This is a genomic window from Rathayibacter sp. AY1E3 (assembly GCF_002932235.1).
Classification (GTDB): Bacteria; Actinomycetota; Actinomycetes; order Actinomycetales; family Microbacteriaceae; genus Rathayibacter.
This window is the reverse complement of sequence record NZ_PSVN01000002.1, coordinates 240,820-256,790: the sequence shown is the minus strand read 5'-3', so window position 1 is coordinate 256,790 and position 15,971 is coordinate 240,820. Positions and strand designations below refer to the sequence as shown.

The window sequence follows — 15,971 nt, the reverse complement described above, 5'->3', positions numbered from 1 at the left end:
GGAGGAACATGTGATGCTCCTCATCCTCGTGATCTCGTTCGCGATCGCCGTGGTGACCCCCTGGCTGGTGGACCGGTTCGGGCCGAAGACGTTCTACGCGCTGGCGCTGATCCCGGCCGCGAGCTTCGTCGCCACCGCGACCGCCCTGCCGACGATCCTCGACGGCGGCGAGATCCGCGAGTCCGTGCCGTGGATCCCCGCGCTCGACATCGCCCTCTCCTTCCGCCTGGACGCGCTCTCGATCGTCCTCGCCCTCGTGGTCAGCGGAGTCGGCGCCCTGGTCCTCGCCTACTGCGCGACGTACTTCAGCCGCGACGAGCCCTCGCTGGGCCGGTTCGCAGCGCTCCTGTCCGCGTTCGCCGGAGTGATGTACGGGCTGGTCACGGCCGACGACGTGATCATCCTCTTCGTCTTCTGGGAGGCGACGAGCGTCCTCTCCTACCTCCTCATCGGCCACTACAGCGGGCGCAAGGAGAGCCGGGGTGCCGGGCTCCAGGCGCTCCTGGTCACGACTCTCGGCGGGCTGGCGATGCTGGTCGGGATCATCGTCCTGATCGTGCAGGCCGGTACCACCAGCCTCTCCGGGATCGTCGCCGCCGCCCCCTCCGGCCCGATCGTGTCGACGGCCCTGGTGCTGGTGCTGCTCGGCGCGTTCTCGAAGTCGGCCCTGGTGCCGTTCCACTTCTGGCTGCCGGCCGCGATGGCCGCTCCCACGCCGGTCAGCGCCTACCTGCACGCCGCCGCGATGGTGAAGGCGGGCATCTACCTCGTCGCGCGCCTCGCGCCGGGTTTCGCCGACGACTCCGTCTGGCTGCCCGTGGTGGTGAGCGTCGGAGTCTGGACCATGCTCGTCGGCGGCTGGCGCTCGCTCCGGCAGTACGACCTCAAGCTCGTGCTGGCCTACGGCACCGTCAGCCAGCTCGGCTTCCTGACCGTCGCCGTCGGCTTCGGCTCGCGCGACGCCGCGCTGGCCGGACTGACCCTGCTCGTCGCCCACGCTCTCTTCAAGGCGCTGCTCTTCCTCACCGTCGGCATCGTCGACCACCGCGCCGGCACGCGCGACCTCCGCAAGCTCAGCGGCCTGGGACGGCAGGCGCCGGTGCTCGCGAGCGCCGCCCTCGTCGGCGTGCTGTCGATGGCGGGCATCCCGCCGCTGCTGGGCTTCGTCGCCAAGGAGGCCGTGTTCACGAGCCTGATCTCGGCGATCGAGCAGGGCTCGTTCTGGGCCTGGGTCGCGCTGGTCGGCCTCGTCCTCGGCTCGATCCTCACCGTGGCCTACTCCGCGCGCTTCTTCTGGGGCGCCTTCGCCCGGAAGAAGGGGCTCGAGGACACGCACCTGCACGCCGAGCCGTGGACCTTCACCGCCGCCCCGGTGCTGCTGGCCGCCGCCAGCGTGATCGGCGGGATCGCCGCCTCCGTGCTCGACCCGCTCGTCGCCGTCTACGCGGACACCCTCCCCTACGCCGCCCCGGACGCCGACCCGGAGCTCGCCGCCGCCGCGGAGGCCTCCGACCACGGCGGCTACCACCTCGCGCTCTGGCACGGCTTCGAGCCCGCGCTGGCACTCAGCGCCCTCGTGATCGCCGTCGGACTCCTGCTCTTCGCCAAGCGCGTCGCCGTCGCGCGCGCCCAGTCGATGCTGCCCAACCGGATCGACTCGGCCGAGGGCTACTGGGCCACCGTCCGCTGGCTCGACCGAGTCGCCAGCACGGTCACCGAGTCCGTCCAGCGCGGCTCGCTCCCCCGCTACCTGACGGTGATCTTCGCGGTCTTCGTCCTCGGCGTCGGCGGTGCGGCCGCCCTCAACCGCACCTGGCCGGGCGATCTCGTCTTCTGGGACAGCCCGGGCCAGCTCGCGGTCGCGGCCGTGATGATCCTCGCGGCGGTGCTGTGCGCGATCGCCCGCAACCGCGTCGCCGCCGTGCTGCTGGCCGGCGCCACCGGCTACGGGATGGTGGCCCTCTTCGCCCTGCAGGGCGCACCGGACCTCGCCCTCACCCAGGCGCTGATCGAGACGGTGACCCTCGTGGTCTTCGTCCTGGTGCTGCGCCGCCTCCCGACCCGCATCGCCGCGAAGCACCAGCCGATGCGCAAGCGCCTGCGCGCCGTCATCGGCATCGCGGTCGGAGCGGTCATGGCCCTCGCCGCCACCATCGCCCTCGGCGCCCGGACCGCGACGCCGATCTCGGCCGAGCTGCCCCGCCTCGCCTACGAGGAGGGCAAGGGCCGCAACATCGTCAACGTCCTGCTCGTCGACATCCGCGCCTGGGACACGATGGGCGAGATCTCGGTCCTCGTCGTGGTCGCCACCGGCGTCGCGAGCCTGATCTTCCTCTCCAGCCGGGCCGGAGGCGCGCCCCGCCTGGAGTCGCAGAGCGCCGACGACCGCCGCGAGCGCGCGATGGACCTGACCGCCTCCTCCGACGACGCCGAGCGCGACGGCGACCGCGGCTCCTGGCTCGTCGCCGGGCGCACGCTCCGGCCGGAGAACCGCTCGATCGTGCTCGAGGTGCTGGTGCGCCTGCTCTTCCACCCCGCGATGATCGTGTCGGTCTACCTGCTCTTCACCGGACACAACACCCCGGGCGGAGGCTTCGCGGGCGGCCTGCTCGCCGGTCTCGCCCTCGTCGCGCGCTACCTCGCCGGCGGCCGCTTCGAGCTCGGCGAGGCCGCGCCGATCGACGCGGGCAAGGTCCTCGGACTCGGCCTCTTCTTCGCCGTCGGCACCGCCGTCTCCTCCCTCGCCTTCGGCCTCGAGGTCCTCGAGTCGAGCTGGCTCGACCTCGAGGTGCCGGTGCTGGGCGAGCTCCACCTGGGCACGTCCACCCTCTTCGACATCGGGGTTTACCTGATCGTGATCGGCCTCGCCCTCGACATCCTCCGCAGCCTCGGCGGCGAGGTCGACCGCCACGGCGAGGAGGCCGAGCAGGGCTCCCCCTCGGGCGACGGCGTCACGCACTCGACGGACAGCACCCCCGGCCCCGGCCAGGGCACGGTCGACGGGCTCGAGACCTCGCTCCCCACCGGCTCCACGGTCGTCGGCGGACCGGGCAGGGGGGACGGCGCATGAGCATCACCCTCGTCCTCGTCGTCGTGATGGCGGTGATGTACGCGGCGGGCGTCTATCAGATGCTCGAGCGCAGCCTCACCCGCATCCTGATCGGGTTCCTGCTCGTCGGGAACGCGACCAACATCCTCATCCTGCTGATGGCCGGCCGCTCGGGCATCGCGCCGTTCGTCACCGATGACGGGCGCTCCTACGAGCAGATCGCCGCCGAGATGGCCGACCCGCTGCCGCAGGCGCTGATCCTCACCGCGATCGTGATCACCTTCGGGGTGTCCGCCTTCCTCCTCGCGATGATCTACCGGCGCTGGCGCCTCGCCAACGCCGACCAGGTGGAGGACGACGAGACCGACGCCTCCGTCCGCGAGGACGCGGCGGGCATCTCGGCCCAGACCACCGCCGACGACCGGGCGCTCGACGTCCTGCTCGAGTCCAGCGACGAGGGCACCGCCGCCAAGCACGGGGAGAGCGCCATGACCGACGACAGGAAGGAGGACCGATGAACGCCCTGATCCCGCTCGTCGTCACCCTCCCCCTCCTGGGAGCGGCCGTCGCGCTGATCCTCGGACGCCACCGGCGCGCGCAGATCACCGTGAACATCGTGACGCTCTCGAGCGTTCTGGTGATCTCCTCGGTGATGCTCGTGCTGGTCCTCACCGGCGACGGAGGCGGCAGCGCCGTCTACGTGGGCGGCTGGGAGCCGCCGTGGGGCATCGTGCTGGTCGTCGATCCGCTCGCCGCGCTGATGCTCGTGATCACCTCGATCACCCTCCTGGGCGTCCTGCTGTTCTCGGTCGGCCAGGGCCTCGTCGACGGCAACCGCGAGACGCCGGTCACGATCTTCCACCCGACCTACCTGATCCTCTCGGCGGGCATCCTCAACGCCTTCGTCGCGGGCGACCTCTTCAACCTCTACGTCGGCTTCGAGATCCTGCTGGCCGCGAGCTACGTGCTGATCACCCTGGGCGGCACCGCGCCGCGGATCCGCGCCGGCACGACCTACGTGGTCGTCAGCCTGGTCTCGAGCGTGTTCTTCCTCTCGGCCATCGGCCTGCTCTACGGCGCCACCGGCACGGTCAACATGGCGCAGCTCTCGATCCGCATCGCCGAGCTCCCCGCCGACGTGCAGCTGGTGCTCCACGTGGTGCTGCTGCTCGGTTTCGGCATCAAGGCGGCCGTCTTCCCCCTGTCGTTCTGGCTCCCGGACTCGTACCCCACGGCTCCGGCGCCGGTCACCGCCGTCTTCGCCGGACTCCTCACCAAGGTCGGCGTGTACGCGCTGATCCGCACCGAGACCCTGCTCTTCCCCGGCGGGAGGCTGAGCGAGGTGCTGCTGGTGGTGGCGCTGCTGACGCTGATCGTCGGCATCCTCGGTGCGGTCGCGCAGGCCGACATCAAGCGGATGCTGTCCTTCACGCTGGTCTCGCACATCGGCTACATGGTCTTCGGGATCGCCGTGGGCACCCCGGCCGGCTACGCGGCCACGATCTTCTACGTCATCCACCACATCACGGTGCAGACGACGCTCTTCCTCGCGACCGGCCTGATCGAGCGCGTCGGCGGCACCACCTCGATCCTGCGCCTCGGCGGGCTGCTCAAGGCCTCGCCGCTGCTGGCGCTGCTCTACTTCATCCCCGCGATGAACCTCGGCGGGATCCCGCCGTTCACCGGCTTCCTCGGCAAGGTGGGGCTCTTCGTCGCCGGCACGGAGTCGGCCGTCGACCAGCCGTCGTGGCTGATCTGGGCCGTCATCGCCGCCGGGGCCGTGACCTCGCTCCTGACCCTCTACGCCGTCGCGCGCGTCTGGAACATGGTCTTCTGGCGCCGCCAGGAGGAGGTGCCCGGCTACGAGTCGCCCCTGATCGACCAGCTGCAGGAGGACCCCCACGACACGGGCAGCATCCGCACCCGCCACTCGCCGCCGATGATGGTGCTCGCCACCGCGGGGATGGTCGTCGTCGGCGTCGTGCTGACCGTCGGCGCCGGTCCCCTCTACGACGCGAGCGAGCGAGCGGCCAGCGCGGTCGCCGACCCCACGACGTACATCGCGACCGTCTACCGCGACTCGACCTTCGGAGAGGAGGGGCCGCGATGAGCCCCCGCCGCCGCGTCGACATCTGGAACCGCGTCGCGATGTTCGTGACCCTCGTCGGGATCTGGGTGCTGCTCTGGGACGACGTCTCGGTGCTGTCGATCGTCACCGGCTTCCTGGTCGCCCTGCTGATCACCCGGGTGTTCTACCTGCCGCCGGTCGAGTTCTCGAACCGCATCAACCCGTGGTTCGTGCTCCTCTTCCTCCTGCGCCTGCTGGCCGACATCGCGGTGGCCTCGGTGCGGGTGTCCTGGCAGATCCTGACCCTGCCCGTCCCGGTCCACAACGCCATCGTCGCCGTGCACCTGCGCAGCCGCTCCGAGGGGATGCTCGTCTGGACGACGGAGGCCGTCTCGCTCGTCCCCGGCTCCCTGGTGATCGACGTGGACCCGCAGCTGAACGTCCTCTACCTGCACGTGCTCGGCGTGACCCACGACGAGGGCGAGCGGATCGACGAGGTGCGCCGGACGGTCCTCCGGACGGAAGCGCGCATCGTCCGGGCCATCGGCTCCCGCGAGGACGTGCAGCGCGTGAATCGGCCGATCGAGGCCGGATCGGGGGTGGTCCGGTGATCGACTGGCTGATCTGGATCCTGGTGCCGGTCTTCGGCGCCGCCTGCCTGCTCGCGCTCGTGCGGATCCTCCGCGGTCCGTCCGTGCTCGACCGGGTCGTCGCGGCCGACGTGCTCGTCGCGACGATCATCTGCGGGATCGGCGCCGAGATGGCGGTCAACCACCACGCGCGGACCCTGCCCGTCGCGCTCGGGCTCGCGCTGTTCGCCGTCTTCGGATCGATCAGCGTCGCCAAGTTCATGGCCAACCGCGAGGAGGACTGACATGGACCTGTTCTTCGACGTGCTCACCGCTGTGCTGCTGCTGGTCGGCGCCCTGCTCTCGCTGCTGGCCGCAATCGGCTTGATGCGGTTCGACGACCTGCTCTCCCGGATGCACGCGGGCACGAAGCCGCAGGTGCTCGGACTGATCTGCGTGATGCTCGCGGTGGCCATCCGGAACCCCGGCTTCGCCGCCGCGGGGACCATCGTGCTGGTGATCGGCTTCCAGCTGCTGACCGTGCCCGTCTCGGCGCACATGGTCGGCCGGGCGGCCTACCGGGCCGAGGCCGTCTCTCCCGGGTACCTCGTCGCCGACGAGCTCGCGGAGGCGGTCACCCGCGCCGACGAGCAGGCCCGCGCGACCGGGCCCGAGACCGCGCACGCGTCCGAGGAGCGGGCGCGCACCTCCTCCGCGCCCCCGCCCGAGGACGAGGACGGCCCGGCCGCGACCGCCTAGGCGACCAGGACGAGCTGCACGGCGGAGGCGCCGGTCATGCTGCGCAGCGCGAATCCGCCGATCGCGAGGGTGACGGCGACCAGGCCGCCGACCAGCAGCACCAGCAGCGGCACCACCCACAGCAGCGCCCGTCGGCGTCGGGCTCGGGCCTCGTCCGGCGTCTCTTCGATCACCCGTCGACTGTACGGGACGGCGGGGGGCGTGCCCCCGGCGCCCACGAGCCGCCCGATAAACTGGACCTCATGACCCTGGACTCCGCTACCTCCGGCGCGCCCGAGAACTCCCCCGGCCCCGACTCCGAGGCCGAGCACCGCCGGGGAGCCGAGTGGTGGCGCACCGCCGTCATCTACCAGATCTACCCGCGCTCCTTCGCGGACGCGGACGGCGACGGCATCGGCGACCTGCCCGGCATCGCCTCGCGCCTCGAGAGCCTCGCCGAGCTCGGCGTCGACGCGATCTGGCTCTCGCCCTTCATGACCTCGCCGCAGAAGGACGCGGGCTACGACGTCGCCGACTACTGCGACGTCGATCCGCTCTTCGGCACCCTCGCCGACTTCGACGCGATGCTCGCCCGCGCTCACGCCCTGGGCATCCGCATCATCGTCGACCTCGTCCCCAACCACTCCTCCAGCGCCCACCGCTGGTTCCAGGAGGCGCTCGCCGCTCCCGCGGGCAGCGCCGAGCGGGCGCGCTACCTGTTCCGCGACGGCCGGGGCGAGTCGGGCGAGCTGCCCCCGAACAACTGGGAGTCGGTCTTCGGCGGCCCCGCGTGGACCCGCGTCATGGAGCCCGACGGCTCGGCCGGCCAGTGGTACCTGCACCTCTTCGACACCTCGCAGCCCGACTTCGACTGGACGAACGAGTGGGTGCGCGAGCGCTTCCGGGAGGTCCTCCGCTTCTGGCTCGACCGCGGCGTCGACGGCTTCCGCGTCGACGTCGCGCACGGGATGATCAAGGCCGAGGGGCTGCCCGACTACACTCCGCCCGCCGACAGCGGGTCGATGGGCGGAGTCGCTCCCGCCGACGGCGAGGAGCCCGCCACCGCCCCCTACTGGGCGCAGGACGGCGTCCACGAGATCTACCGCGACTGGCACTCCCTGCTCGCCGAGTACCCGGACGACCGCGTGCTCTGCGCCGAGGCGTGGGTGCAGCCGCTCTCCAAGCTCGCCCGCTGGGTCCGCCCCGACGAGATGCACCAGGCCTTCAACTTCGCCTACCTCGAGACCCCGTGGAGCGCACCCGCCCTCCGCGACATCATCGACTCCTCCGTCGAGGCCTTCGCCGCCGTCGGCGCCCCGTCGACGTGGGTGCTGTCGAACCACGACGTCGTGCGCCACGCGAGCCGCCTGGCCCTGACGTCCGACAACCCGCAGGGCTACGGCATCGGCCCGCGCACGCCCGGACTCCCCGACCCCGTCCTGGGGCTGCGCCGCGCTCGTGCCGCGACCGCGCTCATGCTCGCGCTCCCCGGCTCCGCCTACGTCTACCAGGGCGAGGAGCTCGGGCTCCCCGAGGCGATCGACCTGCCGGACTCGGCGCGTCAGGACCCGACCTGGTTCCGCACGGGCGGCGAGCGCTACGGCCGTGACGGTTGCCGGGTGCCGATCCCGTGGGAGGCGGACGCACCCGCGTACGGCTTCAGCGGCACCGGCGACTCCTGGCTGCCGCAGCCCGGCGACTGGGCGCCGCTCGCGCGCGACCGCCAGCGCGGTGTCGCGGGCTCGACGCTCGAGCTGTACCGGTCCCTGCTCGCGGTGCGCCGCGCCGAGGACCTGGGCTCCGGCGCCGTCGAATGGCTCGAGGGCTACCCGGAGGACGTCGTGGCGTTCCGCAACGGAGCCGTCACGGTGATCGCGAACCTCGGCGAGGCTCCGGTCGAGCTGCCCGTCGGCTCCGTGGTGCTGTCCTCGGAGGAGCTGCACGAGCCGGCGCTGCCCGCCGACACCACGGTCTGGCTGCACGCGGAGTAGCGGGCCGCGGGGTCCGCCCGGCGGATCCCGCGTCCCGCCGCCGGGTCAGCGCCCGGCGTTGGCCTTGAGCCAGAGGTAGGAGTCGACCTTCGTCACGCCGTCGAGGCGGATCTCGAAGTGCAGGTGCGGGCCGGTCGACATGCCGGTCGTGCCCACCAGGCCGAGGAGCTGACCGACCTTCACCGGGTCGCCCTCGGAGACGGCCGCCGAGCCGTGCTGCATGTGCGCGTACACGCTCGAGACGAGCTGCCCGTCGATCTCGTGGTCGACGATCACGTGCACGCCGAGCGAGCCCTCGCCGTCGATGACCGTGCGCACGACGCCGTCGGCGATCGCCTGGATGGGCGAGCCGTCGCCCGGGTTGAAGTCGGTGCCGCCGTGGTTCACCGAGCAGCCCGCGCAGTTGCGGTAGCCGAAGCGGTCGCCCACCGGCACGCCGACGGCGAAGGGCCACTGGATGGACGCGTTCGGGTCGTTCGTGAAGCCGGTGTCGGAGGTGCGGACGATGTCGGCGACGTTGGTCTGCGTCTTGCGCTCCTGCACGCCGAACCCGTCGCGGGCGACCGTCTCGGCGCTGACCTCGCCGGCGACGAACGACTGCGCGCCGCGGCGGGCGTCGGCGCCGAAGGGGGTCGAGAGGCTCTGCGCCTGCACGTCCTCCGCGGTCAGGAGAGATGTGGCCGGCAGAGAGGTCGCCGCCACGATGGCCGCGACGAAGGAGAGGGCGACGAGTCCGCCGACCCGGGCCCGGCGCACGGGCCGGAGCGGCGTCGCGCGCGGAGCGGGGACGGGCGCCGGGGCGCTGCGGACCGAGGCGACGCGGCGCTCCGCCTCGCGCAGCTGCTCCGCCGTGGGAGCCGCGAGGAGGTCGTCGGAGCCGCTCGCCAGCGAGACGTCGGAGGCGAGGGCCAGAGCGCGCTCGCGCTCGCGGAGCTCGCGACGGGAGAGGGGTGGAGTCGATTCGCCGGGGGTCGATGCAGGGGCAGCGGGGGCGGGCGAATCGGGGCTCACGAAATCGATGTCTTCCGTCGGGGGCAGGGGACGAGCGGGCCTCCAGGGAGAGGCACCGCTCGGCTCCGTGAGCGCAGCCTGTGCGAACATCACGAATTCATAAAGGATAACCACGGCCGGCGGGATCCGGCCAGAGGCCGCCGCGCACAGGCGCGATCGGGGCACGACGCGCGGCGAGCCCCGGCGGGATCCTGCGCCGATCCGCCTCTCGGCGCACGGAATCCGTGTCGGCTCGGCCTGGGAGAGCGGTTACACCTCGTCCGCGCGCAGGCGGCGCAGCAGATCCTCCAGCTCGGCGAAGAGAGGATCCGGTGCCGCGATGAGCAGCCCGGAGCCGAAGGGTGCGCCGTCGAGTCCCGCGACCCGCGCACCCGCCTCCTCGGCGATGAGGGCGCCCGCAGCGAGGTCCCACGGGTTCAGGCCCCGCTCGTAGTACGCGTTCAGCTGCCCGGTGGCCACCGAGCACAGGTCGAGCGCCGCCGAGCCGATGCGGCGGATGTCGCGGACCGAGCCCAGGAGCTCCTGCACCACGGCGCCCTGACGCATCCGGCGGCCCGCGTCGTAGCCGAAGCCGGTGCCGACCAGCGCGAGCGAGAGGGAGGAGGGAGCCGAGACCTGCAGCGCGACTCCGTCCCGCTCGGCTCCCCCGCCTCGGCTTGCCGTGGTCACCTCGCCCGTCGCTCCGTTCACGACCGCGCCGGCGAGCGCGGTCCAGGTCGCGGGATCCGGCTCCCCCTCCACCACAGCGATGCTGACCGCGTAGGAGGGGATGCCGTAGAGGTAGTTGACGGTCCCGTCGATCGGATCGACGACCCAGGTCAGCCCGCTCGTGCCGCCCCCCGACCCCGACTCCTCGCCGAGGAAGCCGTCGTCCGGACGCGCCTCGGCCAGGCGCCTGCGGATCAGCTCCTCGACCTCCCGGTCCGCGGCCGTCACCACGTCCTCCGGGGACGACTTCGACGCGGCGATCTCGACACCGTCCTGCCGCCGCTGGCGGGCGAGGTGCGCCGCCTCGACGGCGATCGAGCGGGCGATGGCGAGGAGGGGGGCGTTGTCGCTCATGGCCCCAGCCTAGGGATCGGGCCCATCATGGGGGGATGAGCACCCCTATCGCCCTCACGGGAGCCACCGGAGCCTTGGGCGGTCGCGTCGCGCGCGAGCTCGCCGACGCCGGTCACGCCCTCCGCCTGCGGGTCCGCGACCCGTCCCGCGCGCCCGAGCTCCCCGGGGCCGAGGTGGTGCGCTCCTCCTTCGCCGACGCGGGCGACTCGCTCGAGGGCGTGCGCCTCCTCCTGATGGTCTCCGCCTCCGAGAACGAGGAGCGCCGCGCCGAGCACCTCGCGTTCGTCGACGCAGCCGCCGCCGCGGGTGTCGAGCACGTCGTCTACACCTCCTTCGCCGGAGCCGCACCCGACGCGGTCTTCACCCTCGCCCGAGACCACGCGGCCACCGAGGACGCGATCCGCCGCTCCGGCATGGGCTGGACGTTCCTCCGCGACAACCTCTACCTCGACTTCCTGCCCGCGATGCTCGGCGACGACGGCGCGATCCGCGGACCCGCGGGATCGGGCCGTGCCGCCGTCGTCGCGCGCGAGGACGTGGCCCGCGCCGCCGCCGCGGTCCTCCGCTCCCCCTCCGAGCACCGCGGAGCCGCCTACGAGCTGACCGGGCCCGAGGCCCTCACCCTCGACGAGGTCGCCGCGACACTGACGGCGGCGGGCCGCACCGCCGTGTACGTCGACGAGACCCTCGAGGAGGCGTACGCGTCACGCCGCCGCTGGAACGCACCGGACTGGCAGCTGGACGCCTGGGTCAGCACCTACTCCGCGATCGCCGCCGGACAGCTGGAGCACGTCTCGGGCGACGTCGAGCGGCTGACCGGACGGCCGCCGCTCTCTCTCGCAGCGTTCCTGGAGCAGGAGGCGCGGGGCTGAGGCGACGGCGCGGGCCGGGCCGACGGCGCGCCAGGTGCGACGGGACGAAGACGCCGGGCCCGGCGATCCGCCGGACCGGTGCTCCCCCGGAAAGGCACTCCTCCGGAACGGCGATCCCCCGACATGCGGAACGCCCCGCGCATCTCGTGATGCCGGGGCGTCTGCTGGGTGTTCCTGCTCGGTGGCGAGTGAGGGATTCGAACCCCCGAAGGCTACGCCGTCTGATTTACAGTCAGATCCCTTTGGCCGCTAGGGTAACTCGCCGTGGCGCACCCGACCGCGTGTTCACAACCGGAGGCACTCAGCAAGGATACCCACGCGACCGGCGGATCGGAAATCGGTGCCGCGAGGCCTCAGTCCGCCTCCGCCGCGTAGCGGGACGCCGCCTCCGCGACCTTCCCCGCGTAGCTCCCGGCCGGGTTGTAGGCCGCGATCGCCGCCCGCCATCCCGACTCCGTCGAGAGGTCGCCGCCGGCGTCGCAGAGGTACCGGGCGGCGGTCACCGCCTGCTGGTCCACGTTCTGCGGATCCCATCCGCTCGACGCCCACGCCATCCACGTCGCCGGGATGATCTGCAGCGGACCCATCGCCCGATCGACCTCGGCGTCGCCGTCCAGAGCCCCGCCGTCGTTGTCGGGGACCCGGTCGAAGCGCGTTCCGTCCAGGCGCGGACCGTAGATCGGCTCCGTCGGCCGCCCGTCCTCGCCCAGCTCGCCGCCGTCGATCGTGCCGTGCCTGCTCTCGACATAGCCGATGCCGGCCAGGGTCGCCCAGTCCAACCGGCAGTCGGGGTCGACCGACGCCGTGAGGAGGGCCGTGCCCGCGTAGGCGGTGAGCGCACGCAGCGGGATGCCGCTCCCCTCGGACGCCGTGCCCAGCCACGCCTCGTCGGCGAGCAGTCGCACCGGCGTCGCCGCGGCCTGCTCGGGATCCGCCAATACGACGGGGTCCGCCGCGACGGGAGCGGTCGCCGCGGGAGGGACGGTGGACAGGCCCTCCTCGACCGTCAGCGCGGGCGGCCGCTGGCCGCAGCCGGCCAGGAGGAGGCCGGCGAGCGGGACGAGGACGAGAACGGGGAGGCGGCGCACCCCTCAGAGGTACCAGCCGCGCCTGGGGCCGGGCTCCGCCACGCCTGAAAGCTAAACTCGGAGCCATGGCAGATTCAACGTTCGACGTCGTCAGCAAGATCGACAAGATGGAGGCGGACAACGCCCTGAACCAGGCCCACAAGGAGGTCGAGCAGCGCTACGACTTCAAGAACGTCGGCGCCTCGATCGCCTGGAGCGGCGAGAAGATCCTGATCAAGGCCAACACCGAGGAGCGGGCGAACGCCATCCTCGACGTCTTCCAGTCGAAGCTGATCAAGCGCGGCATCAGCCTCAAGAGCCTCGATGCGGGCGAGCCCTTCGCGTCCGGCAAGGAGTACCGGATCGAGGCCACCCTCAAGGAGGGCATCGACCAGGAGCACGCGAAGAAGATCAACAAGATCATCCGCGACGAGGCGCCGAAGTCGGTCAAGTCGCAGATCCAGGGCGACGAGCTCCGCGTCTCCTCGAAGAGCCGCGACGACCTCCAGGCGACCATGGCGCTCCTGCGCGGGGCCGACCTCGAGCTCGACCTCCAGTTCGTCAACTTCCGCTGAGGAATGACGCACACGGGAGCACGCGCGTGACCGCCGGCATCGACGAGCCCGACCGGCGGGGCCGCACCGGACTCGACCGGGAGGGCCTCGACCTCGTCGGGAACCCCGACGTGGTCGTGAAGGAGGTCACCCTCCTCTCGAGCGACGGGTACGTCCTCCGCACCACCCGCTTCGACTACCTGCACCGCGACGGCAGCTGGACGAGCGAGCAGCGCGAGACGTACGACCGGGGGAACGGCGCGGCGGTCCTGCTCTACGACGCCGACGCGCGCACCGTCGTCCTGATCCGGCAGTTCCGCTACCCCGCGTACGTGAACGGCGACCTCGACGGGATGCTCCTCGAAGTGCCCGCCGGTCTCCTGGACGAGGACGGGCCCGAGGAGGGCGCCCGCCGCGAGGCGTCCGAGGAGACCGGACTCGAGGTCGGCCGGCTCGAGCACGTCTTCGACGCGTTCATGAGCCCCGGCTCGGTCACCGAGAAGCTGCACTTCTACGCCGGGCGCTACCGTGCGGGCACCCGCAGCGGAGCATTCGCGGGACTCGCCGACGAGGGCGAGGACATCGAGGTCCTCGAGCTCTCGTTCGACGAGGCGCTGACCCAGATCGGCGTGCAGATCGTCGACGCGAAGACGATCATGCTCCTGCAGTGGGCGGCCCTGTCCGGCCCGTTCTCGCGCTGACCCGCGGACGTCGCGGCTCCGTGCGCCTCAGCGCGCGTACTCGGCGAGGGCGCGTCCGGTCAGCGTGTCCGCCGCCGCGAGCCCGACCGGAGTCCCCTCGAAGACGATCGTCCCTCCGTCGTGCCCGGCTCCGGGCCCCACGTCGATGATCCAGTCCGCGTGCGCCATCAGGGCGCGGTGGTGCTCGATCACCACGACCGAGTTCCCGGAGTCGACCAGCCGGTCGAGCAGTCCGAGCAGTGTGTCGACGTCCGCGAGGTGCAGGCCCGTGGTCGGCTCGTCGAGCAGGTAGACGGATCCGGACGAGGCCATGTTGATCGCGAGCTTGAGGCGCTGGCGCTCGCCCCCGGACAGCGTGTTCAACGGCTGTCCGAGCGTGAGGTAGCCGAGAGCGACGTCGACGAGACGGGCGAGCACCGTGTGCGCCGGTCCGCTCGCGAAGAACTCCGCGGCGTCGACGATCGGCATCGAGAGCACCTCGTGGATGTTCCTCCCGCGCAGGCGGTACTCGAGCACCTCAGCGGTGAACCGCTTGCCGTCGCACTCCTCGCAGACCGACGAGACCGTCGCGGCGGGGCCCAGCTCGGTGAAGATCATCCCGGCCCCCTTGCAGACGGGGCAGGCGCCTGCCGAGTTCGCGCTGAAGAGCGCCGGTCTCACACCGTTCGCCTTCGCGAAGGCCGCCCGGATCGCGTCGAGGACCCCGGTGTAGGTCGCCGGATTGCTGCGCCGCGAGCCGCGGATCGGCGACTGGTCGGCCACCACCACGCCCGGCCGACCCGCGAGCGAGCCGTGCAGAAGCGACGACTTGCCCGAGCCGGCGACTCCGGTGACGACGGTCAGCACGCCCAGCGGGACGTCCACGTCGACGCCGTGGAGGTTGTGCGTGGAGGCCCCGCGGATCTCCACCGCCCCGGTCGGACGGCGCACGGCCTCCTTCAGCGGGACGCGGTGACCGAGATGACGGCCCGTCAGGGTGTCCGACGTGCGCAGCTGCGCCACCGTCCCCTCGAACCGCAGCTCGCCGCCGTGCGCGCCGGCCCTCGGACCGAGGTCGACCACGTGATCGGCGATCTCGATGATCTCCGGCTTGTGCTCGACCACCAGGACGGTGTTGCCCTTGCCCCGCAGGCGGCGCAGCAGCTCGATCATCCGCGAGACGTCGTGCGGATGCAGACCCGCCGTCGGCTCGTCGAAGACGTAGGTGACGTCCGTGAGGCTCGACCCCAGATGCCGCACCATCTTGACCCGCTGCGCCTCACCGCCCGAGAGGGTGCCCGACTCCCGATCGAGCGACAGGTAGCCGAGGCCGACCTGGACGAGGGCGTCGAGCGTCCCGAGGAGGGTCTCGACGATCGGAGCGACGGACGGCGCCTGCAGTCCGCGGAGCCACGCGGCGAGGTCGGTCGCCTGCAGCGCGGCGCACTCGGCGATGTTCCGGCCCCCGATGCGCGACTCCAGCGCCGCCCGGGTGAGCCGGCCGCCTCCGCACTCGGGACAGGCGGCGAAGGTGGCCACCCGCTCGGCGAAGGCGCGGATGTGCGGCTGCGCCGCCTCCTTGGCCAGGTAGAGGCGGGTGACCTTCACCAGGAGGCCCTCGTAGGTCATCGTCATCCCGGCGATGGCCATCTTCGTGGCCGGACGGTGGAGGAACGCGTCCATCTGCTCGGGCGTGAAATCGGCGATCGGCACATCGGCCGGATAGAGGCCCGACTCAGCGAGGCCCTTCCAGTACCAGCCGCCGACGACGAAGTTGGGGATCGCGTCGAGAGCGCCGCCCTCGAGCGACTTCGAGCGGTCGATCAGCGCGTCGAGGTCGATGCTCGACACCCGGCCCGTCCCCTCGCACCGCGGGCACATCCCCTCCGGCAGGTTGAAGGAGAACGCACCGCTCGTGCCCGCGTGCGGGTCGCCGATCCGGCTGAAGAGGATCCGCAGCATCGTGTACGCGTCGGTCGCCGTGCCGACCGTGGACCGGCCGTTCGACCCCATCCGCTCCTGATCGACGACGATCGTGGCCGACAGTCCGTCGAGCGACTCCACGTCCGGGCGAGCCGGCGACCCCATGAACTGCTGCACGAAGGCGGAGTAGGTCTCGTTGATGAGGCGCTGGGACTCGGCCGCGATGGTGCCGAAGACGAGCGACGACTTGCCGGAGCCCGAGACCCCGGTGAACACGGTGATCCTCCGCTTCGGGATGTCGACGTCGATCCCCCGGAGGTTGTTCTGGCGCGCACCGCGCACCCGGATGACGTCGTGGGGCGCGGCCGTGGTCATGCTGTCTCCGTC

The 15,971-nt window shown here is 72.0% G+C and carries 15 protein-coding genes and 1 tRNA gene; 10 read left to right on the top strand and 6 right to left on the bottom strand.

Annotation, left to right across the window (positions count from 1 at the left end; translation table 11 throughout):
* Positions 1-13: 13 nt before the first annotated feature.
* From C5C53_RS02675 to mnhG, 6 genes are read left to right on the top strand one after another with little or no spacing between them, the layout of a single operon-like run.
* Complete coding sequence (locus C5C53_RS02675; RefSeq protein ID WP_104266748.1) at positions 14-3,070, top strand: Na+/H+ antiporter subunit A; 3,057 nt, start codon at positions 14-16, stop codon at positions 3,068-3,070.
* Positions 3,067-3,567 (top strand): Na(+)/H(+) antiporter subunit C, encoded by a 501-nt coding sequence (locus C5C53_RS02670; protein ID WP_104223614.1) that lies wholly within the window; start codon positions 3,067-3,069, stop codon positions 3,565-3,567. The genes C5C53_RS02675 and C5C53_RS02670 overlap by 4 nt, the downstream gene beginning before the upstream one ends.
* Positions 3,564-5,159 carry a Na+/H+ antiporter subunit D gene (locus tag C5C53_RS02665; RefSeq protein ID WP_104266747.1) on the top strand — a complete coding sequence of 532 codons (1,596 nt, stop codon included), beginning with the start codon at positions 3,564-3,566 and terminating at the stop codon, positions 5,157-5,159. The genes C5C53_RS02670 and C5C53_RS02665 overlap by 4 nt, the downstream gene beginning before the upstream one ends.
* Positions 5,156-5,728: a Na+/H+ antiporter subunit E gene (locus C5C53_RS02660; protein WP_104234245.1), complete on the top strand. Its 573-nt coding sequence runs from the start codon at positions 5,156-5,158 to the stop codon at positions 5,726-5,728. The genes C5C53_RS02665 and C5C53_RS02660 overlap by 4 nt, the downstream gene beginning before the upstream one ends.
* Positions 5,725-5,991: a monovalent cation/H+ antiporter complex subunit F gene (locus C5C53_RS02655; protein WP_308470711.1), complete on the top strand. Its 267-nt coding sequence runs from the start codon at positions 5,725-5,727 to the stop codon at positions 5,989-5,991. Before C5C53_RS02660 ends, C5C53_RS02655 begins: the two co-directional genes overlap by 4 nt.
* 1 nt (position 5,992) lies before the next feature.
* Positions 5,993-6,445, top strand: coding sequence for a monovalent cation/H(+) antiporter subunit G (gene mnhG / locus C5C53_RS02650; protein WP_244229587.1), 453 nt, complete (start codon positions 5,993-5,995; stop codon positions 6,443-6,445).
* Here mnhG and C5C53_RS17015 read toward each other — a convergent pair.
* The gene (locus C5C53_RS17015; RefSeq protein WP_181067860.1) at positions 6,442-6,618 is read right to left on the bottom strand and encodes a hypothetical protein; all 177 of its coding nucleotides are present in this window, start codon (positions 6,616-6,618) and stop codon (positions 6,442-6,444) included. The two genes, mnhG and C5C53_RS17015, sit on opposite strands and share 4 nt — an antisense overlap.
* 69 nt (positions 6,619-6,687) lie before the next feature.
* Here C5C53_RS17015 and C5C53_RS02645 point away from each other — a divergent pair, with 69 nt between their 5' ends.
* The gene (locus C5C53_RS02645; protein ID WP_104266746.1) at positions 6,688-8,415 is read left to right on the top strand and encodes a glycoside hydrolase family 13 protein; all 1,728 of its coding nucleotides are present in this window, start codon (positions 6,688-6,690) and stop codon (positions 8,413-8,415) included.
* 45 nt (positions 8,416-8,460) lie between these two features.
* Here the strand turns inward: C5C53_RS02645 and C5C53_RS02640 are convergent, their stop codons facing one another.
* The gene (locus C5C53_RS02640) at positions 8,461-9,426 is read right to left on the bottom strand and encodes a M23 family metallopeptidase (RefSeq protein WP_104266745.1); all 966 of its coding nucleotides are present in this window, start codon (positions 9,424-9,426) and stop codon (positions 8,461-8,463) included.
* A gap of 249 nt (positions 9,427-9,675) precedes the next feature.
* The gene (locus C5C53_RS02635; RefSeq protein ID WP_104223609.1) at positions 9,676-10,488 is read right to left on the bottom strand and encodes an inositol monophosphatase family protein; all 813 of its coding nucleotides are present in this window, start codon (positions 10,486-10,488) and stop codon (positions 9,676-9,678) included.
* A 35-nt stretch (positions 10,489-10,523) separates the two neighbouring features.
* On the opposite strand from C5C53_RS02635, the gene C5C53_RS02630 reads away from it, so the two are divergent.
* Positions 10,524-11,360, top strand: a complete 837-nt coding sequence (locus C5C53_RS02630) for an SDR family oxidoreductase (RefSeq protein ID WP_104266744.1) — start codon at positions 10,524-10,526, stop codon at positions 11,358-11,360.
* A 182-nt stretch (positions 11,361-11,542) separates the two neighbouring features.
* Here C5C53_RS02630 and C5C53_RS02625 read toward each other — a convergent pair.
* Together C5C53_RS02625 and C5C53_RS02620 are read right to left on the bottom strand one after the other, a co-directional pair.
* Positions 11,543-11,624: transfer RNA gene (locus C5C53_RS02625), tRNA-Tyr, on the bottom strand.
* Between the two features lie 89 nt (positions 11,625-11,713).
* Complete coding sequence (locus C5C53_RS02620; RefSeq protein ID WP_104266743.1) at positions 11,714-12,448, bottom strand: hypothetical protein; 735 nt, start codon at positions 12,446-12,448, stop codon at positions 11,714-11,716.
* Between the two features lie 65 nt (positions 12,449-12,513).
* Here C5C53_RS02620 and C5C53_RS02615 point away from each other — a divergent pair, with 65 nt between their 5' ends.
* Both C5C53_RS02615 and C5C53_RS02610 read left to right on the top strand, forming a co-directional pair.
* Positions 12,514-13,002, top strand: a complete 489-nt coding sequence (locus C5C53_RS02615) for a YajQ family cyclic di-GMP-binding protein (protein WP_104266742.1) — start codon at positions 12,514-12,516, stop codon at positions 13,000-13,002.
* Positions 13,003-13,028: 26 nt separating this feature from the next.
* Positions 13,029-13,682, top strand: a complete 654-nt coding sequence (locus C5C53_RS02610; RefSeq protein ID WP_104266741.1) for an NUDIX domain-containing protein — start codon at positions 13,029-13,031, stop codon at positions 13,680-13,682.
* Positions 13,683-13,709: 27 nt separating this feature from the next.
* Here C5C53_RS02610 and C5C53_RS02605 read toward each other — a convergent pair whose 3' ends face one another.
* Complete coding sequence (locus tag C5C53_RS02605; protein ID WP_104266740.1) at positions 13,710-15,959, bottom strand: excinuclease ABC subunit UvrA; 2,250 nt, start codon at positions 15,957-15,959, stop codon at positions 13,710-13,712.
* Positions 15,960-15,971 lie beyond the last annotated feature (12 nt).